This window comes from Streptomyces sp. NPDC023541 (assembly GCF_055559995.1).
Genome location: NZ_JBVHJO010000002.1, coordinates 525,547 through 544,576, shown reverse-complemented (window position 1 = coordinate 544,576; position 19,030 = coordinate 525,547). Strand labels below are relative to the sequence as shown.

Genomic DNA, 19,030 nt, shown 5'->3' with positions numbered 1-19,030 from the left:
GCTCTCGTTGCACTGCCCTGACCTGCCTGGGTCGAGCCTAGCCGGAGCAGGCGTTCGACTCACCGGGACGTACCATGGCGTGGATTATCGGATTATCTGAATACTTATCGCGTGATGGGGCCCGCTCCCCGCCGACCGGCCACGAGGAGCCCCATGTCCGACGGACACCCCCGCCCCGGCCCCCCGGCGGGCGGAGCCCCGGGCCCGGACCCTGATCCGACGCACCGGTACGGACAGGCCGTGCAGTACGAGCCGTTCGGGCAGTACGGGCAGTACGCGTGGAACCAGGATTCCCAGTCGCAGTCGCAGTCGCAGTCGCAGTCCCAGCAGTACCACCAAGCCCACCTGCCCCACCAGCATCAACACCCCGAGCCCGTACGTGAGTTTCACCATGCCCCGCAGGCCGGGTGGAGCGGCTGGACCGGCGGGGCGGACGACCGGCCCCACCAGCCGCAGCAGTTCCACGAGCCCCACGCGCGCTTCCTGCCTCAGCAGACCGACGGATTCCAGCGGACAGACGCTCCCGTCCTGCCGCAGCAGGCCTACGAGTTCCAGCACCCGGGGTTCCCCGAACCCCGCCACCCGGCCGACGCCGAAACCGCCGGACCGCCCACCGCCTCCCGGGCGCCTGCCGACGGCCGCGAAGCCGGCACGGCCGCGGCCGCCGACGGCACTCCCGGCCCCGCCCGGACAACCACCGCTGCCCCGGATCCGGCGGGCGGCCGCCGGGCCGCACGGCTCGCCCGCGAAGCGGAGGCGCCGCGCGCCCCGCGAGGCCGCAAGGCCGCACGGCTGGCCCGCGAAGCCGGCACGGCCGCAGCCGCCGACGGCACTCCCGGCCCCGCCCGGACAACCACCGCTGCCCCGGATCCGGCCGGCGGCCGCCGGGCCGCACGGCTGGCCGGCGAAGCCGGGGCACCGGACGGCCCCGCACGCGCGGCCGACGGCCGCAAGGGCACAGCGGCCGGCCGCAAGGCCGCACGGCTGGCCCGCGAAGCCCGGGCCACCGACCAGGCTCGCGGGCGCGCAGAGGCGTCCGCCTCGGCCCCAGGCCGCGGCGGCAGCCGCAGGGCGGCTCGCGGAGGCGGGGCCGTGCCGCGGGCGCAGCGGCGGCGGGGCGGCGGGGGCGCGGCCGGGCAGGGCCCGCAGCGGAACCACCGGTGGGCCGGCCTCGTCAAGGCCGTCGCACTCTGCGCCGCCGTCGCCGCCGCCGGCATGCTCGTACTCCGGGCCGGCACAGCCGTCGAGGGCCTGGGCGGCGGCTCCCCCGCAGCCCCGCACGGTCCGGACCCCGCACCCTTGGCGGCCGGCGCCGTACCCGACCCCGGCCGCGTGGTCCAGATCGTCGCGCACCCCGACGACGACCTGTACTTCATGAATCCCGACCTGCGTTACTCCATATCCGCCGGCCACCCCGTGACCTCCGTCTACCTCACCGCGGGCGAGGCCGACGGCGTCAACGCCGCCCCCGCCAAGGGAGCGACCACCGCACCCAACAAGCCCGCCTACGCCGAGGCCCGCCAGAACGGCATCCGCGCCGCCTACGCCAAGATGGCCACCGGCGACCGCAGCAGCGCCTGGAAGCGCACCGTCGTCCCGACGAAGGGCGGCGGCCACGCGGAGGTCGACGTCCTCGTCGCCAACCCCCGGGTCAACCTGGTCTGGCTGCAGCTGCGCGAGGCCGGCCACGGCTACGCCGACGTGCCCGACAGCCTGCACGGCCTCTGGGACGGCAAGGTCGCCCGTCTGGAGTCGATGCTCTCCTCCGGCACCCCGGTCAAGCAGCGGTTCGCGTACTCGAAGGACCAGGTCGTCCAGACCCTCGTCGGCGTGCTGGAGCAGTACACGCCGACCACCGTCCGCTTCCAGGACCCGACCCCCGGCCGGTACCCGGACACCAAGCAGTACGCCGACCATCAGGACCACTTCTACGGCGCCCGCTTCGTGCAGATGGCCACGGCCGCCTACGCCAAGGACGTCAAGGACCGTCCGCACTTCGCGGTGCAGAACTACGTCGGGTACTTCAACGGCTCCCTCCCCAGCGCACTGGACCCGCAGGAGGCGAAGGAGAAGCTCGACAGCCTCGACACCTACGCCTGGCTCGACCGGCAGAACCACTGCGGCAGCGACGCGGGCTGCGGCGACCTCAAGGTCTCCGACCACCCGGCGGGCAACCGCTGGACGGACTCCATCAACTACGCCCGCGGCACCGGCACCAACTGGCTGACCTCCGACAAGGACCACGGCCTGTGGGCCTTCAAGGTGCTCGACGGCCAGGTCGCCGTCTGGCACCGGCCCGGCCCGGTCGGCGCCTGGCGCGGCCCCGACCTGCTGCCCGGCACCGGAATGGACCCCGGTGTGTCCGCCGTGACGCTGAAGGACGGCCGCATCGCGGTCTTCGGCACCCGTACCTCCTTCGGGGCGCGGCCCGCCGACTACAAGCGCGAGGTCGTCCACGCGGTGCAGAAGGAGCCCGGGGCGGACGGGTTCGGGGAGTGGCAGTCGCTCGGCACTCCCGAGACCGCGGACGAGACGTGGACCTCCGACATCAGCGCGCCGGCCGTCTCGGTCGACGGCACCGGCCTGCTGGCGGCGTACGTCCGCGACGGCGCGTACGGCCTGCGCGGCCGGGTGCAGCAGGCCGACGGCGGCTGGGGCCCCTGGGAGAAGCACGGCGGCGAGGACCTGCACGGCGCTCCGGTCACCGCGACCGACGGCGCGGGGCGGCGCATGGTGCTGTCCGCGACGTCGAAGACGGTCGTCGGCTGGGCGCAGCCGAAGCCGGGTGCCCCGCTGGGCCGGGCCACGGCCACCGGGCTGCCCGACACCACGCTCCCGCTGACGGCGGAGGGCCGCGAGGGCGGGGTACGGCTGTGGTTCCGCAAGCCCGGCTCGGGCAACGTCCGTACGGCTCTGTTGACGGCCGACGGCGGGCTGAAGGTCAACCACATGACCGACCTCGGCGGGCTGAACGGCTTCGGCTCGGTCACGGCGAGCGGGCACGTGCTGGCGGGCCGCGCGGCGGGCGGACAGCTGGGCTCGGAGGTCGGGCCGGGACGTCCGTGGGGGCGGTCCCCGCTGATGTTCGTCGGCGCGCCGTCGTCGACGATGACCGGGAGGAACATGGTCAGCCTGGCGGTGGTGGGGCTCGACGCCCGCCTGTACGTGACCTCTTCGGCGGACGCCCCGGACGCGTACCTGGCGCCGTGGCAGCCGGTGGGCCCGCGCAACGCGGCTCCGTAGCGCGGCGCGTTCTCCCCTAGGTGCTGTCCGGCGGATCATGCGCTAGCGGGCCGTGTTGCTGTACTCGGACGGTGCGGGCATCCGGAGTGCGGCGTAGATCACTCACGGCTTGTCTCCGTTCCAGGCCATTCCCGCCCTGGCTCTGCTTGGCTGGTGGCTCTGACGATCACAGGAGGTCGATACGTATGGCGCTCACACACTGGGGGTTCATCTACACGGCGGACGGCAGCGCGGCAGGTGGCGATGTCAGCGTCGTGGACACGGGTACGTGCCGCAGTGTGTTCGTCGGGGTGGAGAAGCCCGAGGAGGGCATCGAGGCCGCGCGCCGCCTGGTGGACGAGGGTGTGCAGCTGATTGAACTGTGCGGGGGGTTCGGGCCGGTATGGGCCGGGCGTGTGATCGAGGCGATCAACGGCGCAGTCCCCGTGGGCGCGGTCGGCTACGGACCCGAGGCGGTCGATCAGGTGCACGCCATTTTCTCGTGACGGGTGCCAGCTCCTTCGCTCCGATAGGGACCGGAGCCAGGGCCGAACGGCTGCGACGGTGACGGTGCCGTGAAAGATGTAGGCCCTCTTGTCGTATCTCGCCGCGACCGCCCGGGAGTTCTTGAGCGCGTTGATGGTGCGTTCCACTTCGTTCCTGCGCTGGTAGATCGTCGTGTCGAAGCCGGTGGGCCGGCCGCCCCTGCTGCCGCCGCGCTGGCGGTTGGCCCGCTGGTTCTTCGGTTCGGGGATGGTGTGCTTGATCTGGCGTCGGCGCAGGTAGCGGCGGTTCCGCCGGGATGAGTACGCCTTGTCACCGCCGAGATGATCGGGCCGGGTCCGGGGGCGCCCACCGTCCGGGCGGGCGACACGGACACGCTCCATCACGGGAACGAGCTGCGGTGCGCCGCCCCACTGACCCGGCGTGACGAGGAAGGCGAGAGGCCGGCGACCCCCTCACCAAGCAGATGAATCTTGCATGTCAGCCCACCCCGGAGCGTCCGAGCCCCTCATCGGGGGCGGTGCTGCCGGGGCGTCCGTCTTCCCGGAACCCGGGGTGGCTTCTTGCGTGCTCCGGCGGCGTTCTCGTGAGCGCGGCAGGACGTTGAATCCACGCTCACCATCGACCAGTCGATGCAGCCCGTCGCGTCCGCGTCGGCCAGGACGGCCTTGCAGATCCTGTCCCACGTGCCGTCCGCAGACCAGCGCCTGTGCCGCTCGTAGACAGTCTTCCACTTGCCGAAACGCGCAGGCAGATCCCGCCACGGCACCCCTGTGCGCGCTGTCGGAAGAGAATCCCGTTGATCACCCTGCGATGAATCTCCCCCCCCCCCCCCCCGCTGGCCGCACTTCGGCAGATGCCGCTTCAGCCGCGACGATTCCTCATTCGTGAGATCTCCCCGCCCCGTGAACATGCCAACGACTTGAATCCGGGACAGGTCACATGATCCGTCGGACAGGCCCCAGCCCGGCGCGTTCTCCGTAGCGCGGCGCGTTCCCCGCCGCGCGATCTCCGTAGCGCGGCGCGATCTCCGCAGCCCGGACCGACTTCCGCCACGCGACCCCATATCACCCCATAGCACTCCACACCCTCGCCACGCCCGGACCGGACGAATTGCCTCCACTTTGGCGGCACTTACCCGGTCTTCTCCGGAAAGCAGGAGTCATCGGCCGCTTCGGTGAACCAAGTTCGCCGATTCGGACTCTCTCTGACTGCTCAGTGTTTTCTCCTGCCCGGAACGACCCCAAGGCGTGCCCGATGCCCGTGACCCGTCGCCGCTTCGCGGCCCTGCTCACCGTGCTGACAGCCGGCACCACCGGCGTGCTCTCCGTACTCTCCGTGGCCTCCGGCCAGCAGACCGCCGCCGGGACCGCACAGGAGAAGAACCCGACCGTCGTCCAGCCCGCGAGCGTCACCTCCGGGTCGGTCGTCCAGCTCGTCGCGCACCCCGACGACGACCTGTTCTTCATGAACCCCGACCTCAGCCGCTCCCTGGTCTCCGGCACCCAGGTCACCACCGCGTACCTCACGTCCGGCGAGTCCGACGGCCGCAACGAGGCGCACGGCAACGCCGCCAAGGACCCCGAACAGCCCGCCGACCGCGCCCACTACGCGGAGGCCCGGCAGAACGGCATACGCTCCGCCTACGCCCAGATGGCCACCGGCGACCGCACCAGCGCGTGGCGGCGTACGGTCGTGCCCACGGCCGGCGGAGGCCGCGCCGAGGTCGACGTCCTCATAGCGAAGCCGCAGGTCAACCTGGTGTGGCTGATGCTGCGCGAGGCCCGCAGCACCGGCGAGGACACCCCCGAGAGCCTGCGCGGCCTGTGGAACGGCCGGATACCCGCGCTGGAGTCCCAGCTGACCACCGGGACCCCGGTCAAGCAGGGCTTCTCGTACACGAAGGACCAGCTGATACAGGCGATAGCCGGGGTCCTGGAGCAGTACCGGCCCACGACGGTACGGATGCAGGACCCGACGCCCGGCCGGTACGGCGAGAACGGCCGCTACACCGACCACCAGGACCACATGTACGGCGCCCGCTTCGTGCAGGCCGCCACCGCCGCCTACGCCCAACAGGTGCAGCGGCGCCCGCACTTCTCGGTGCAGAGCTACCTCGGCTACCACAACAGCACGCTCCCGCACTCGCTGGACCCGCAGACGGCCGAGACGAAGACCGGCTACCTGCGGACCTACGCCTGGCAGGACCACCAGGACTACTGCGGCAGCCCCTCGGGATGCGGCGACCGCAAGGTCGCGGGCAACCCGACCGGGCGCAACTGGGCCCAGTCGCTGCGCTACACCCGCGCCGACAACGCGTCCTGGCTGACGGAGGGGACGCCCGGCCGCCTCTGGGCGTTCACGGTGCTGGACGGCCGCATGGCCTACTGGACGCGCGCCGCAGGCGGCGCCTGGGAGAAGCCGGTCTTCCTGGCGGGCACGGGCATCGACCCGGGCGCGACCGCCGCCCGGCTGCCCGACGGCCGCGTCGCCGTCCTCGCCACCCGCACCGTCCTCGGCCCCGCCCCTGCGGACTACCGGCGCGAGGTCGTGTACGCCGTCCAGGTCGCGCCCGACGGGGCGTTCGGCGCGTGGCAGTCGCTCGGCACCCCCGAGAAGAGCGACGACGACGGCACCTCGGCGATCAGCGCGCCCGCGGTCGGCGTGGACGGGCGGGGCCTGCTCACGGTCTACCTCCGCGACTCCCGCCGCACGCTGCGCGCCGTCGTTCAGCAGCCGGACGGCGGGTTCTCGCCCTGGCAGCGGCTGGGCGGCGAGGACCTGCAGAGCGACCCGGTCACGGCGGTCGACTCCGCCGGGCGGCGGCACGTGTACGCGACGACCACGACGTCAGTGCTGGCCTGGACCCAGGCCGACCCGGACGGCCCACTGCGCGGGCCCTCGCCGACGGGCCTGCCGGCCACGACGGTCCCGCTGACGGCGTCCCCGGACGGCGGGGGCGTCCGCCTGTACTTCCGGCGGCCCGACTCGGGGGTGGTGCGCACCGCCGTGGTCACCGCGGGGCCGGCGACCCGGCCCCAGGTCTCCAGCGTCACGGAGGCGGGCGGCCGGGCCGGCTACGGCGCGGTCGGCGCGGCGGGCCGCCACGTGGCGGGCCGCGCGGACAGCGGCACGGTCAGCACCTCGGGCCTCGGCGGGCCGCCGGCCTGGGCGGAGTCCCGCATGCTCTTCGCGGGCGCCCCGGCGGCCGTCCAGGAACCCGACGGCACCACCACCACGACGGTCCTCGGCCTGGACGCCGAACTCCACACCTCCACCACCCCCGCGCCCCCCACCCGCCCCACCTGGCACCGCGCAGTCCGCTGAAGGGCCGGCCTCAGCCCCGTGGGGCGGGCGGCGGGCGTCAGGGGACGGCGGGCAGGAGGGCGTGGATTCGGTCGGGGGTCCAGGTGCCGGCGGCGCCGGGGCAGGTGGAGAGGTATTCGGCGGTGTCCTGTTGCGTCCAGGGGCCGGAATCCAGGAGGCCGGTGGCCAGGTGGCGCAGGTACGCGGCGGCCGGGGTGCGCAGTTCGACGTCGCGGAGGGTCCACGGCGCGGTGAAGGTCACCACGGGGATCCCTTCGATCGTGCCCGGGCAGACGAGTGTCTCGTACCGGCCGGGGCCCAGGGCGTGGCGGCCGTCCCGCAGGACGCTCGTGAGGTCGAGGTCCGCGCACGGTTCCCGGGCCATCTCCTGCGCGGCGATGTCGGACAGCTGGCCGGTGGTCACCAGGTGTGCCCGCCCGCGGATCCGGCCGGGGGCGGTGGGGTCGTAGTAGCCCCGTCCGCCGGTCCACACCAGGGACTCGGTGGCGAAGTACAGGCGGCCGTCGAGCTCGACCGGGACCGAGCGCTCGGGCGCCCGCCGGTCGCGGCAGCCCGGGTGGGCGCGCGTCGCTCCCGGCGGGGCGCCGCCGGCGATGTACGCGGCGAGGCGGTCCGTGTGCATGTTGGAGCCGTAGGAGGCGTACCAGACGCGCTGGGGGGCGGGGATCGTCCGGGTGAGCGGACGAACGGTGTGTACGGCCATGCACGGGTCCTCGGGGCTGAGCGACGCGGGTTCCACCAGTGCGCCTGCACGTGCCGGGCGGAACGTATGCGGCTTGTCGGGCAAAGTTCTGCCCAAGCCACCAAGCGACCAAGCCGCCGGTGGTCCGGCCGGTGGTCCCGCCGGTGGTCCCGCCCGTGCGGGGCCGGGAACGCTGCGGGGGCGGACCGACGTCGCCGTCGGTCCGCCCCCCGCGGCGCGGGCCGCCGGATCAGGCACCCAGGTGGTGACCCTTCGCCCACTCCCGCTCGCCGTCCGTGAGGCAGGTGGAGGTGTAGATCGGGCCCGTGAAGCCGGGCTTGGTGGCGGGCACCGCGGCGAGCGAGGAGCACTTCGACGAGAGGCCCGCACGACCGCCGGAGAAGTAGTCGATGTCGACCCCGTCGTTGGCCAGAGCCGCACCGGCCCCGCCCAGCAGGATGCCGGCGGCCAGGACGGACGCGGTGACAGCAGAACGAATACGCATGACTCCCCTAAGGATCAGTGGAACGACGACGCGCTGGTCGATGTGCGCGTCGGCCGGTCCAACGCCTGGGGACACCGCCGGGAACGGCAGTTCACTCCAATGCCCGCGGCAGTATCGTTTCACCAACTCCCGCCCCCTATGCGTCCCCCTTGTGCACCCCTAGCGCCGGGGATGGAGTGCCACGGGCAGCCGTCACCGGCCGGTGGTCGTCGACCACCGGCCCGGAGTGCTGGGTGCTCTGGGGTTACAGGACCGGGAGGTTCTTGCGGAGTTCGAAGGCCGTGACCTCCGAGCGGTATTCCTCCCACTCCTGCTTCTTGTTGCGGAGGAAGAAGTCGAAGACGTGTTCGCCGAGGGTTTCGGCGACCAGTTCGCTGCGTTCCATCAGGGAGATGGCCTCGCCGAGGTTCTGCGGGAGGGGTTCGATGCCCATCGCGCGGCGTTCGGCGTCGGAGAGGGCCCAGACGTCGTCGTCGGCGCCCGCCGGGAGTTCGTAGCCCTCCTCGATGCCCTTGAGGCCGGCCGCCAGGAGGACCGCGTACGTGAGGTACGGATTGGCACCCGAGTCGATCGAGCGGACCTCGATGCGGGAGGAGCCCATCTTGCCCGGCTTGTACATCGGGACGCGGATCAGGGCCGAGCGGTTGTTGTGGCCCCAGCAGATGTACGACGGGGCCTCGCCGCCCGCGCCGGCGCTGCGCGAGGAGCCGCCCCAGATGCGCTTGTAGGAGTTGACCCACTGGTTGGTGACCGCGGCCGTCTCGGCGGCGTGCTTGAGCAGGCCCGCGATGAAGGAGCGGCCGACCTTCGAGAGCTGGTACTCGGCGCCCGACTCGTAGAAGGCGTTGCGGTCGCCCTCGAAGAGGGAGAGGTGGGTGTGCATGCCCGAACCCGGGTACTCCGAGAACGGCTTCGGCATGAAGGTGGCCTGGACGCCCTGTTCGAGGGCGACCTGCTTCATGACCAGGCGGAAGGTCATGATGTTGTCGGCCGTGGAGAGGGCGTCGGCGTAGCGCAGGTCGATCTCCTGCTGGCCCGGGGCGCCCTCGTGGTGGCTGAACTCCACCGAGATGCCCATCGATTCGAGCATGGTGATCGCCTGGCGGCGGAAGTCCATGCCCACGTTCTGCGGGGTGTGGTCGAAGTAGCCGGAGTTGTCGGCCGGGACCGGGCGGGTCCCGTCCAGCGGCTTGTCCTTCAGCAGGAAGAACTCGATCTCCGGGTGGGTGTAGAAGGTGAAGCCCAGGTCGGAGGTCTTGGCGAGGATGCGCTTGAGGACGTAGCGCGGGTCCGCGAAGGACGGGGAGCCGTCCGGCATGAGGATGTCGCAGAACATGCGGGCGGTGCCGGGTGCCTCGGCGCGCCACGGCAGTATCTGGAACGTGCTCGGGTCCGGCTTGGCGATCATGTCGGACTCGTAGACCCGTGCGAAGCCCTCGATGGCGGAGCCGTCGAAGCCGATGCCCTCGTCGAAGGCCTGCTCCAGCTCCGCGGGGGCGACCGCGACGGACTTGAGGAAGCCCAGTACGTCGGTGAACCACAGGCGCACGAAGCGGATGTCGCGCTCCTCAAGCGTCCGGAGGACGAATTCCTGCTGCTTGTCCATGCCTTCATCCTCGCAGTTCAGACGGCCTGTGCACCACCGCCTGAAGGGCCGCGGCACAGTCGGGTCGACCCAGTATCGCCAGTGGTGGTTTCCGCCACATTACGCACCCGGGAAAGCTCACGGCACCCCCGCACTGACCTCGGCCCGGTCATGAGCATTACCATCTGCGCCCATGGGGGGCCGGCAGTACACGCAGCGGAGGCGTCGGGGACGTTCCGTGCTCCGCCGCGCCGCCGTGCTGACCGTGCTCGCAGCGCTGACCGGCGCGCTGTTCCTCTGCGCGCGATCCGGTGATCCGGACGTATCCTCCGAGGCCCGGGCTCCGGGTGCGGCATACCGTGCGACGCACGGTGCGGAGCGCGCCGTCTGCGTGGCCCCGTACGACCTGCCCGGCTGCTCCCCCCTCGCGCACGTGACCCCGGCCGTGCTGCCCGTGCCGCCGCCCGCCGTGACCGTGACGGGCGGCGGCGGGCCGCTGCCCTGCGCCCCCACGAGGGCCGCGGGGCGGATCCGGCCGCCCGAGCCGCTGGCGCGCGCCCCCGACCTGCATGTTCTCCAGGTGCTGCGGACCTGACGGGTCCGGTTTTGCGTTCCGTCCACCCCCCTCATCAGAAGAAGGAACCAGGGCACATGGCCAGCAAGTCCGGCAGTACCCCCCAGCACACCGACCCGAACTCCCGCCAGGCGCGCATAGCCGAGATGCGCCGCGCCGAGAAGGCCCGGGAGCGTCGCAACAAGGCCGTCGCGATCACCGTCTCGTCGGCCGTCGTCGTCGGTCTCGTCGGTTTCGGCGCCTGGGTGCTGATCGACCAGAAGCAGGCCGAGCAGCGCAAGCAGGAGGCCGCGGAGCAGCTCCGCAAGGAGGCCGAGGAGATCCGCAAGAAGCCGGTCGAGGGCGAGCAGCTCTGGGACGCGAAGAAGCTCGGCCGCAACCACGTCGAGACGCCGGTGAAGTACGAGATGAACCCGCCGGTCGGCGGTGACCACCACCCCCGCTGGATGAACTGCAACGGCGACGTCTACAAGACCCCGCTGCCCGAGGTGAACGCCGTCCACTCGCTGGAGCACGGCGCCGTCTGGGTGACGTACAACGAGAAGGCCGCCCCGGCCGACGTGGACAAGCTCGCCGCGACCGTCGGCAAGACCCCGTACACGCTGATGAGCCCGGTCAAGGAGCAGAGCGGCTCGATCATGCTGAGCGCGTGGGGCAAGCAGCTCACGGTGGACAGCGCGGACGACCCCCGGGTCAAGCAGTTCTTCACCAAGTACGTGCAGGGCGAGCAGACCCCGGAGCCGGGCGCGGCCTGCACGAACGGGTTGGCGGCCAAGTGAGCCGCGCGGTCCCCCGTACGTACTGGGTCGCGGGCACGGCCGTGCTGCTGGCGCTGCTGTTCGCGGCGGCGGCCACGGTCGCCGCGGCGAACGGCGGATCGGCGGCCCCGCCCGCGGCCGCGCCCCGGACGCCGGGACTGCACTCCCCCGACGCCGGCTTCGCCCGGGACATGGCGGTCCATCACCAGCAGGCGGTGGAGATGTCCTTCATCGTGCGGGACCGCACCCAGGACGAGGCGGTGCGCACCCTCGCCTACGACATCGCCAACACGCAGGCCAATCAGCGGGGCATGCTGCTCGGCTGGCTGGACCTGTGGGGACTGCCGAAGGTGGTGGCCGACGAGCCGCCGATGTCGTGGATGGGGAGCTCCGCGGGCCACGGCGGACACGCCGGGCACGGCCCCGCCAAGCCCGGCGCGCTGATGCCCGGCATGGCCACCAAGGAGGAGCTGGAGCAGCTCGGCGCCGCCTCCGGGCGGGACGCGGAAGTGCTCTTCCTCCAGCTGATGACCGACCACCACAAGGGCGGCGTGACGATGGCCGAGGGGTGCGCCCAGCAGTGCGGGACCCCCGTCGAGCGGGAGCTGGCGCAGGGGATGGTCGACGGGCAGCGCTCGGAGCTCACGCTGATGGCGGACATGCTGAAGCAGCGCGGAGCCACACCGCGCGGGTGACGGGACACGCTCGTACGGTGGGGGGAGGCGCCCTCTCACCCCTACGGGCGTGTGCTCCGCCGTTCGGGGCCCCGCCCGGGGCACCGTCCGGGTTCCCGTCCTGGGGCGGTCGGGTGGGCCGAACGGCCGCACTCCGGTGGGGGCGCCGGGCCGGGCGCGCCCGCACCCGGCCGTGAACGGCGCGCTCAGGAGGTTCGGTCATGACCACCGCCGCAGAGATCATGCACCCCGGGGCCCAGTGGATACCGGCGCACGAGACGGTCGACCGGGCCGCCGAGCTGATGGCCCGGCTCAATGTGGGTGCGCTGCCCATCAGCGACACCGAAGAGCGGTTGTGCGGGATCGTCACCGACCGCGACATCGTCGTGAACTGCGTGGCGAAGGGCCTGGACCCGTCGAAGATGACGTGCGGGGACATGGCCCGGGGCACTCCGCGCTGGATCGACGCCGACGCGGACGTGACCGCGGTGCTCGACGAGATGGAGAGCCACCAGATCAAGCGGCTGCCCGTGATCAAGGACAAGAAGCTGGTCGGGATGATCAGTGAGGCCGATCTGGCCCAGCACCTGTCCGAGGACCAGTTGGCCGGCTTCGTCGAGAAGGTCTACGCCCGGCGCTGACCGGGACCGGCATCCGGACCAGGACGAGGACCAGGGCCCGGCCCAGGACCGGCCGGCCGGCCGGCCCGCCGCTTCCGCTCACTCGTCTCCACGACCGCCCGGGCCACCTGGTCCGGGCGGTCGTGCATGACCAGGTGGCCGGCGGGCTCGGCGACCTCGAAGCGGGCGCCGAGCCCGTCGGCGAGGTCCGCCTGGCGGCCCAGCCAGCGCAGTGCGCCGCGGCCGGCCGATCCGTCGTGACCGGCGAGGACGGTGGCGGGGGCGGTCAGCGGGCGGGTCCGGCGCAGCGCCGCCAGTTCGGCGGCCATGTCCAGGTATCGGGAGTTCTCCAGCAGGGCGCCGCGCCAGACGCGGCCGGTGCGGTAGCAGCGGCGTACGAGGTCCCGCGCGGCCGGGTCGCCGCCGCCCGTGCGTGAGGCCCGTACGGCGGCCCGGCGGGCCGCGGGGCCCAGCGCGGCCGGCAGCCCCGCGGCGGTCACGGCCCGGCCGAGGGCGCGGGCCGCGGCGGTGCGCAGCGCGGCCGGCAGGAACGTACGGGGGTCCTCCTCGACGCTGGCGTCGACGAGGACGAGGCCGGCGGTGCGGCGCGGGTACAGGCGGGCGAATCCCTCGGCGTGGAAGGCGGCGATCGAATGCCCGACGACGGTGACCGGGTCGGCGGCGGGCCCGCCGTACCCCAGCGCGTCGAGCAGGCCGGCGATCCGGTGGGCTTCCCCGGCGGTGGTGGGCGGTGCGGTGGCCGGGCCGCTGAGGCCGTGGCCGGGGCGGTCGAAGCGGACGACGGTGCGGCCCTCGGCGGCGAGCAGCGCGGCGACCGCGTCCCAGTCGAACCAGGCCATGGCCAGTCCGGCGCTCAGGACGCAGACGGGGCCCCGGCCCTCGACGAGGACGTGCAGCGCAGTTCCGTCGACGCGCACGAAAAGCCCCGTTCGGCCTGTTCGGCCCGTTCGGCCCGTTCCTGCGCTTCGCGGGTTCGGCGGCTCGGGCGCGGTCATGTGCGGCGTTCCTTGTGGACGGAGTGGGCGAGCAGGCCCAGCCAGATCGCCACGAGCAGGACCTGCAACCGCTGACCGGCGCCCAGGGCCCAGGTGCCGCGTCCGGCGGTGAACATCGCGATGGAGGACAGGGTCCAGGCGGTGGCGAGCAGCTCCAGGGCGACCAGCGCGGGGCCGTAGCGGGCGAGCGGGGTGAACCAGCCGTAGCGGCGGGCGGCGACGGTCAGGGCCACCAGCCCCACGAGGGCCCCGGTCATGGCGAGGGTGCTGCTCACGGCGTGGGCCTGATGGGTGGCGGGGACGAGCCCGGCGGTCTCGCGGGCGGCGCATTCGGGGTCCGCGGTGGGCGTGCAGCTCAGCGGGAGCCAGGCGTCGGCCGCGGTGGCCGCGCCGAAGAGGGTCACACCGGCCCAGCCCACGACGGCCCAGATGCGGCGGGACTCGGCGTACTTCAGCAGCCGGATCAGGGCCAGCAGGCCTCCGGCGAAGGCGAACAGCCCGGCGGTGAAGTCGGTGGCCCGGAAGAGGCCGCCGAGCGGCTGGTCCTGGGCGGCGAGTTCGCTGACGTACGTCTCGATGGGGTTGAGGCCCGTGGAGAGGACGACTTCGAGCACCCACGCGGTGTAGGCCGCGCCGGCGAGGCCGATCAGGAGGGCGACCGGCCAGGCGGTGCGCTCAGTGAGCCCATGTGGGGACATAGTGTGACTGATCCTAGGCAGGCCCGGGGGCGATCCTCCGATCGGATACCCACCCCGGGTAGGGTTCCGGCCATGACGCGCAGGGCTCAGCGAGTCGCCCCGGGGCTTGAAGCTGCTGCTGCTCGCCGCGCTGCTGCTGGGCACCGTCACCATGCTGTCCCCGGGCCGTCCGACTGAGTCCCACGCCATGGAGGACGTGTCCGCGACCCGCTGCGTTGCCTCGGCCGGGGCTCCCGGTGCTGCCGTGCGCGGTGGTGCTCACCACAGTCCGGCCGCCCTGCCGCAGATGCGGGGACCTGCCCGGGAACCGGCTCCGGAGCCGGCGAGGGCCGCCCGGGCGGCGCCGTCCGGGGCCGATGCGGCCCGCACACCGGGGTCCAGCGGGACCGCGGCCCGTACGCCCCGTGATCGTCGAGGACCCGAAGGAGCCGCTCTCCTACGACAAGGAGTGTTCGACGCCGACAACCCGGGGCTGCGGACGGCGCACTGCCGCACTGCCACGACGTCTGATCGGCTACCAGCCGTAGGGGCGGCCCGGGAGCGACCTGGGAGCCGCACGCGAATTCGGAAGGGCGTTCGCCACCGGCATGGCACCCTTGCTCTGATCACGACAGCCGCGACAAAGGACGCTTCCGCCGGTATGACCACCCCGCCGAACACGCCCAGCTCCCCCACCGGCCCGCCGACGGAACCGGCGGGCACGCCCGTTTCCGGGGCGGCCCCGATACCGGCGCCCGCGCAGCCGCTCTCGCTCGAAAAGACCCCCGCCGTCGAACCTGCCGAGGAACCCGCCGAACCTGCCGCCGAACCTGCCGCGGAGCCGGCCGGGCGGACCTCCGAACCGACCCCCGAGCCGGAAGCGGCCCGGCCCGCCGCCCCCGCGGGCCCCGCCGCCGAACCGGCTGCGGCCCCCTCGGCGTTCGCCCCGCCCGCCTCCGCCCCCGCCCCCGCCCCTGCCTTCGCGACCCCGGCCGCGCCGTTCGGCGCGCCCACCGCTCCGGGGGCTCCCGGCCCCGGCGGCCCCGTGAGTCCGTGGGGACAGCCGGCCGCCGGCTTCGGCGCCGCCCCGTACCCCGGCTACCCGCAGGCCGCCACCCCGGCCACCAACGGCCTGGCCGTCGCCGCCCTGATCGTCGGCGGCTTCGGCATCGTCTTCGGCTTCGTACCGTTGCTGTTCTGGCTCGGCGGCATCCTCGCCCTGATCGGCGTGGGCCTCGGCATCGGCGCCATCGCGCGCGCCAACAAGGGCGCCCCGAACAAGACGATGGCCATCGTCGGCACCGTTCTCGCCGGGGCGGGCATCCTCGCCTCCATCGGCGGCTTCTTCCTGACCGTCGCCGTCTTCGAGCGGGCCGCCGACCGCGTCGAGGCGGGCATCGAGGACAACGAGCCGGACCTGGACGGCCTGTACCCCAGCGGGGGGCCCCGGCCCTCGGCGTCTCCCTCGCCCTCCCAGGTCCCCGGCCTGACCAGCGCACTGCTGTTCGGCGAGACCTTCACGTACCCGAACGGCGTCAAGGTGAGCCTGTCGACGCCGAAGAAGTACGAGCCGAAGGGCATCATCGCCCGCGAGCAGGTCAAGAACGCGATCCAGCTCACGATCACCATCACCAACGGCTCGAACGCACCGCACGAGGTGATCTACGCCGTGCCCAACGTCCGCGACGACAAGGGCATGACGGCCGAGATGGTCTTCGACAGCGGCGGCGGGAGCAGCGTCCCGAAGATGGTGAAGGGATCGATCCTGCCGGGCGAATCCGCCAGCGGCGTCGTGGCGTTCGAGATCCCCGAGGGCACCAAGAGCATCACCGCGGACATCTCCGCCGGGACACTGCTCGACGACGTGAAGTACGTCGGCCCGATCGGCTGACACAGCCGTACGGCGGGCCCGGGCGGCACGCCGGAAACCCCGGAAACACGCGGGGCCCAGGACATCGCGTCAGAAAGACGATTAGACTGGGCCCCGTGCCTCAACTACGCCTCGCTCTGAATCAGATCGACTCGCACGTCGGCAACATCGCCGCCAACGCCGACTCGGTCGTCCACTGGACCCGGCACTCCGCCGAGCAGGGCGCCCACCTGGTGGCGTTCCCGGAGATGGTGCTGACCGGGTACCCCGTCGAGGACCTCGCCCTGCGCGGCTCCTTCGTCGAGGCCTCCCGCAGCGCACTGCGCGAACTCGCGGAGCGGCTGGCCGCCGAGGGGCTCGGCGAGCTGCCGGTCGTCGTCGGCTACCTCGACCGGAGCGAGAAGGCCGCGCCCCGCCTCGGGCGCCCGGCCGGCTCCCCGGAGAACGCGGCGGCCGTCCTGCACGGCGGCCGGGTGGTGCTCCGCTTCGCCAAGCACCACCTGCCCAACTACGGCGTGTTCGACGAGTTCCGGTACTTCGTGCCGGGCAACACGCAGCCGGTGATCCGCGTGCGCGGCGTCGACGTGGCCCTGGCCATCTGCGAGGACCTCTGGCAGGAGGGCGGCCGCGTCCCGGCCACCCGCTCCGCCGGGGCCGGGCTGCTGGTCTCGATCAACGCCTCCCCGTACGAGCGGGACAAGGACGACGTACGCCTCGAACTGGTGCGCAAGCGCGCCCAGGAGGCCGGCTGCACCCTCGCGTACGTGGCGATGATCGGCGGCCAGGACGAGCTGGTCTTCGACGGCGACTCGATCGTCGTCGGCGCCGACGGCGAGGTCATCGCGCGCGCCCCGCAGTTCTCCGAGGGCTGCGTCCTGGTCGACCTCGACCTGCCGGCCGCCCGGGCCGACGCCCCCGAGGGCGTGGTCGACGACGGGCTGCGCATCGACCGCGTCGTGCTGTCCGCGGAGCCGGTGGAACCGTACGAGCCGGTCGTGCCCGGCGGCTACGCCGACCGGCTCGACGATGACGAGGAGGTCTACGACGCGCTGGTCGTCGGCCTGCGCGCGTACGTGAAGAAGAACGGGTTCCGCTCGGTCCTGATCGGGCTCTCCGGGGGCATCGACTCCGCGCTCGTCGCCGCCATCGCCTGCGACGCGATCGGCGCACAGAACGTGTACGGCGTCTCGATGCCCTCGAAGTACTCCTCGGAGCACTCCAAGGGCGACGCGGCCGACCTGGCGGAGCGCACCGGCCTGAACTTCCGCACCACGCCGATCGAGCCGATGTTCGACGCCTACATGGGCTCGCTGGGCCTCACCGGCCTGGCCGAGGAGAACCTCCAGTCCCGGCTGCGCGGCACCATGCTGATGGCGGTCTCCAACCAGGAGGGCCACATCGTGCTGGCCCCCGGCAACAAGTCGGAGCTGGCCGTCGGCTACTCCACCCTGTACGGCGACTCGGCGGGCGCGTACGGCCCGATCAAGGACGTCTACAAGAGCGACGTATTCCGGCTCGCCCGGTACCGCAACCGGGCCGCCGCCGAGCGCGGCGAGACCCCGCCGATCCCGGAGAACTCGATCGTGAAGCCGCCGAGCGCCGAGCTGCGCCCGGGGCAGGTGGACACCGACTCGCTGCCGGACTATCCGGTGCTCGACGCCATCCTCGCCCTGTACGTGGACCGGGACCACGGGCTGGACGAGATCGTGGCCGCCGGCTTCGACGCCGAGCTGGTCGCGAAGACCCTGCGGATGGTCGACACGGCCGAGTACAAGCGCCGCCAGTACCCGCCGGGTACGAAGATCTCCGCGAAGGGCTTCGGCAAGGACCGCCGGCTGCCGATCACGAACGGCTGGCGCGAGCAGGCGTAAGAACCGCGGGCAGGCAGGAACCGCGGCAGGAGCAGGAAGGGGCCTCACCACCGTCGTGGTGAGGCCCCTGGCGCGTTCCGGGTGCGCCGCTACTTGTGGACCGTCAGCCGCGCGGCGACCGGCAGGTGGTCGCTGCCCGTGCGGGGCAGGGTCCAGGACGCCTCGGGCCGGATCCCGCGGACCATGATCTGGTCGATGCGGGCCATCGGGAACTGCGCGGGCCAGCTGAAGCCGAAGCCGTCGCCGGCCGCGCCCTGGGTGGAGCGCATCTGCGAGGTGACCTCGGACAGGGCGCGGTCGTTCATGGTGCCGTTCAGGTCGCCGAGGAGGACGACCTTCTTCAGGGGCTCGGCGGCGAGCGCGGCGCCCAGCGCGTCGGCGCTGTCGTCGCGCTGGTTGGCGGTGAAGCCGGCATTCAGCTTGACGCGGACCGAGGGCAGGTGGGCGACGAAGGCCGCGACGTCGCCCTGGGGGGTGGCGACGGTGGCCCGCATGGCCCGGGTCCAGCCCATCCGGATGTCGACGGGCGCGCTGCCGCTCAGCGGGTACTTGCTCCACAGCCCGACGGTGCCCTCGACCGAGTGGTACTTGTACGTGCTCGCCAGGGCCTTCTCGTAGACGGGGACGACCCCGCCCTTGAGCTCGGTGAGGGCCAGGACGTCGGCCCCGGAGCGGGCGACCGAGGCGGCGGTGCCGCGCGGGTCGGGGTTGTCGGCGTCGACGTTGTGGGTGGCGACGACGAGGTTGCCGCCGGTGCCCGACTTGTCGAAGACCAGACCGCCGAAGAGGTTCAGCCAGACCACCGCGGCCAGCACGACCGCGATCAGCGCGGTGGCCGACCGCCGCAGGACTGCGCCGCCCAGCAGGACCGGGACGGCCAGGCCCAGCCAGGGCAGGAAGGTCTCGGTGAGACTGCCGAGGTTGCCGACGTCGTTGGGCAGCTCGGCGTGGAAGATCATGATCAGCGACAGCAGTGCCGCGATCGACGCCAGCACCCATCCGCGCCGCCAGATCCCGGGGTCCCCGCGCAGTTCGGCCAACCGGCGCACGAAGCGGGGCTCGGAGGGCTCGGGCTCCGAGCCGCCGTTCCCCGGTTCCGTCCTGTACGCCTGTGCCATGCCACTGCCCTCACTGCCGTGCTCGCG

16 protein-coding genes and 1 pseudogene are annotated in these 19,030 nt (G+C 72.9%); 9 read left to right on the top strand and 8 right to left on the bottom strand.

Translation table 11 applies throughout. The features are described 5' to 3' along the window. Nucleotides 1-153 precede the first annotated feature (153 nt). Nucleotides 154-3,243 carry a PIG-L family deacetylase gene (locus tag ACZ3X1_RS06550; protein WP_467277232.1) on the top strand — a complete coding sequence of 1,030 codons (3,090 nt, stop codon included), beginning with the start codon at nucleotides 154-156 and terminating at the stop codon, nucleotides 3,241-3,243. A 185-nt stretch (nucleotides 3,244-3,428) separates the two neighbouring features. After that, nucleotides 3,429-3,728: a DUF6506 family protein gene (locus tag ACZ3X1_RS06545; RefSeq protein ID WP_356815694.1), complete on the top strand. Its 300-nt coding sequence runs from the start codon at nucleotides 3,429-3,431 to the stop codon at nucleotides 3,726-3,728. A 144-nt stretch (nucleotides 3,729-3,872) separates the two neighbouring features. On the opposite strand, the pseudogene ACZ3X1_RS06540 reads toward ACZ3X1_RS06545, so the two are convergent. Together ACZ3X1_RS06540 and ACZ3X1_RS06535 are read right to left on the bottom strand one after the other, a co-directional pair. After that, nucleotides 3,873-4,115, bottom strand: a pseudogene (locus ACZ3X1_RS06540) (IS5/IS1182 family transposase); the annotation flags it as partial. Between the two features lie 119 nt (nucleotides 4,116-4,234). Then, a complete protein-coding gene (locus ACZ3X1_RS06535) occupies nucleotides 4,235-4,639 on the bottom strand; it encodes a transposase (protein WP_467277229.1) in 405 nt (134 codons plus the stop codon). A gap of 344 nt (nucleotides 4,640-4,983) precedes the next feature. Between ACZ3X1_RS06535 and ACZ3X1_RS06530 the strand changes: the two genes are divergently transcribed. Beyond that, nucleotides 4,984-7,053 (top strand): PIG-L family deacetylase, encoded by a 2,070-nt coding sequence (locus ACZ3X1_RS06530; RefSeq protein ID WP_467277227.1) that lies wholly within the window; start codon nucleotides 4,984-4,986, stop codon nucleotides 7,051-7,053. Between the two features lie 37 nt (nucleotides 7,054-7,090). On the opposite strand, the gene ACZ3X1_RS06525 is transcribed toward ACZ3X1_RS06530, so the two are convergent. From ACZ3X1_RS06525 to ACZ3X1_RS06515, 3 genes are all read right to left on the bottom strand, one after another. Beyond that, nucleotides 7,091-7,756: a histone deacetylase gene (locus tag ACZ3X1_RS06525; protein ID WP_356815699.1), complete on the bottom strand. Its 666-nt coding sequence runs from the start codon at nucleotides 7,754-7,756 to the stop codon at nucleotides 7,091-7,093. A 229-nt stretch (nucleotides 7,757-7,985) separates the two neighbouring features. Continuing rightward, a complete protein-coding gene (locus ACZ3X1_RS06520; protein ID WP_356815700.1) occupies nucleotides 7,986-8,240 on the bottom strand; it encodes a hypothetical protein in 255 nt (84 codons plus the stop codon). A gap of 244 nt (nucleotides 8,241-8,484) precedes the next feature. Then, nucleotides 8,485-9,846, bottom strand: a complete 1,362-nt coding sequence (locus tag ACZ3X1_RS06515; protein ID WP_030659205.1) for a glutamine synthetase family protein — start codon at nucleotides 9,844-9,846, stop codon at nucleotides 8,485-8,487. A gap of 217 nt (nucleotides 9,847-10,063) precedes the next feature. Between ACZ3X1_RS06515 and ACZ3X1_RS06510 the strand changes: the two genes are divergently transcribed. The 4 genes from ACZ3X1_RS06510 to ACZ3X1_RS06495 all read left to right on the top strand — a co-directional run bounded on the left by ACZ3X1_RS06510 (nucleotide 10,064) and on the right by ACZ3X1_RS06495 (nucleotide 12,472). Then, nucleotides 10,064-10,420, top strand: coding sequence for a hypothetical protein (locus ACZ3X1_RS06510; protein WP_356815701.1), 357 nt, complete (start codon nucleotides 10,064-10,066; stop codon nucleotides 10,418-10,420). Between the two features lie 56 nt (nucleotides 10,421-10,476). Next, a complete protein-coding gene (locus ACZ3X1_RS06505; protein WP_356815703.1) occupies nucleotides 10,477-11,178 on the top strand; it encodes a DUF3105 domain-containing protein in 702 nt (233 codons plus the stop codon). Continuing rightward, nucleotides 11,175-11,852 (top strand): DUF305 domain-containing protein, encoded by a 678-nt coding sequence (locus ACZ3X1_RS06500; RefSeq protein ID WP_356815704.1) that lies wholly within the window; start codon nucleotides 11,175-11,177, stop codon nucleotides 11,850-11,852. Before ACZ3X1_RS06505 ends, ACZ3X1_RS06500 begins: the two co-directional genes overlap by 4 nt. Nucleotides 11,853-12,052: 200 nt before the next feature. After that, on the top strand, nucleotides 12,053-12,472 hold the full coding sequence (locus ACZ3X1_RS06495; protein ID WP_391696984.1) for a CBS domain-containing protein: 420 nt from the start codon (nucleotides 12,053-12,055) through the stop codon (nucleotides 12,470-12,472). On the opposite strand, the gene ACZ3X1_RS06490 is transcribed toward ACZ3X1_RS06495, so the two are convergent. Then, nucleotides 12,457-13,389 carry an alpha/beta fold hydrolase gene (locus ACZ3X1_RS06490; protein WP_467277216.1) on the bottom strand — a complete coding sequence of 311 codons (933 nt, stop codon included), beginning with the start codon at nucleotides 13,387-13,389 and terminating at the stop codon, nucleotides 12,457-12,459. The genes ACZ3X1_RS06495 and ACZ3X1_RS06490 overlap by 16 nt on opposite strands. A 74-nt stretch (nucleotides 13,390-13,463) precedes the next feature. Further along, nucleotides 13,464-14,165: a DUF998 domain-containing protein gene (locus ACZ3X1_RS06485; RefSeq protein WP_356814200.1), complete on the bottom strand. Its 702-nt coding sequence runs from the start codon at nucleotides 14,163-14,165 to the stop codon at nucleotides 13,464-13,466. Nucleotides 14,166-14,805: 640 nt separating this feature from the next. Here ACZ3X1_RS06485 and ACZ3X1_RS06480 point away from each other — a divergent pair. Beyond that, nucleotides 14,806-16,035: a DUF4190 domain-containing protein gene (locus ACZ3X1_RS06480; protein WP_467277213.1), complete on the top strand. Its 1,230-nt coding sequence runs from the start codon at nucleotides 14,806-14,808 to the stop codon at nucleotides 16,033-16,035. 95 nt (nucleotides 16,036-16,130) lie between these two features. After that, nucleotides 16,131-17,885, top strand: a complete 1,755-nt coding sequence (locus tag ACZ3X1_RS06475) for an NAD+ synthase (protein ID WP_467277210.1) — start codon at nucleotides 16,131-16,133, stop codon at nucleotides 17,883-17,885. An 89-nt stretch (nucleotides 17,886-17,974) separates the two neighbouring features. Here ACZ3X1_RS06475 and ACZ3X1_RS06470 read toward each other — a convergent pair whose 3' ends face one another. After that, nucleotides 17,975-19,003, bottom strand: coding sequence for an endonuclease/exonuclease/phosphatase family protein (locus tag ACZ3X1_RS06470; protein WP_467277208.1), 1,029 nt, complete (start codon nucleotides 19,001-19,003; stop codon nucleotides 17,975-17,977). Nucleotides 19,004-19,030: the final 27 nt, after the last annotated feature.

Excerpts from the sequence above, each read along its gene's own strand:
- ACZ3X1_RS06550 (WP_467277232.1), top strand. The coding sequence starts at position 154 with ATGTCCGACGGACACCCCCGCCCCGGCCCCCCGGCGGGCGGAGCCCCG.
- ACZ3X1_RS06545 (WP_356815694.1), top strand. The coding sequence starts at position 3,429 with ATGGCGCTCACACACTGGGGGTTCATCTACACGGCGGACGGCAGCGCG.
- ACZ3X1_RS06535 (WP_467277229.1), bottom strand. The coding sequence starts at position 4,639 with ATGTTCACGGGGCGGGGAGATCTCACGAATGAGGAATCGTCGCGGCTG.
- ACZ3X1_RS06530 (WP_467277227.1), top strand. The coding sequence starts at position 4,984 with ATGCCCGTGACCCGTCGCCGCTTCGCGGCCCTGCTCACCGTGCTGACA.
- ACZ3X1_RS06525 (WP_356815699.1), bottom strand. The coding sequence starts at position 7,756 with ATGGCCGTACACACCGTTCGTCCGCTCACCCGGACGATCCCCGCCCCC.
- ACZ3X1_RS06520 (WP_356815700.1), bottom strand. The coding sequence starts at position 8,240 with ATGCGTATTCGTTCTGCTGTCACCGCGTCCGTCCTGGCCGCCGGCATC.
- ACZ3X1_RS06515 (WP_030659205.1), bottom strand. The coding sequence starts at position 9,846 with ATGGACAAGCAGCAGGAATTCGTCCTCCGGACGCTTGAGGAGCGCGAC.
- ACZ3X1_RS06505 (WP_356815703.1), top strand. The coding sequence starts at position 10,477 with ATGGCCAGCAAGTCCGGCAGTACCCCCCAGCACACCGACCCGAACTCC.
- ACZ3X1_RS06495 (WP_391696984.1), top strand. The coding sequence starts at position 12,053 with ATGACCACCGCCGCAGAGATCATGCACCCCGGGGCCCAGTGGATACCG.
- ACZ3X1_RS06485 (WP_356814200.1), bottom strand. The coding sequence starts at position 14,165 with ATGTCCCCACATGGGCTCACTGAGCGCACCGCCTGGCCGGTCGCCCTC.
- ACZ3X1_RS06480 (WP_467277213.1), top strand. The coding sequence starts at position 14,806 with ATGACCACCCCGCCGAACACGCCCAGCTCCCCCACCGGCCCGCCGACG.
- ACZ3X1_RS06470 (WP_467277208.1), bottom strand. The coding sequence starts at position 19,003 with ATGGCACAGGCGTACAGGACGGAACCGGGGAACGGCGGCTCGGAGCCC.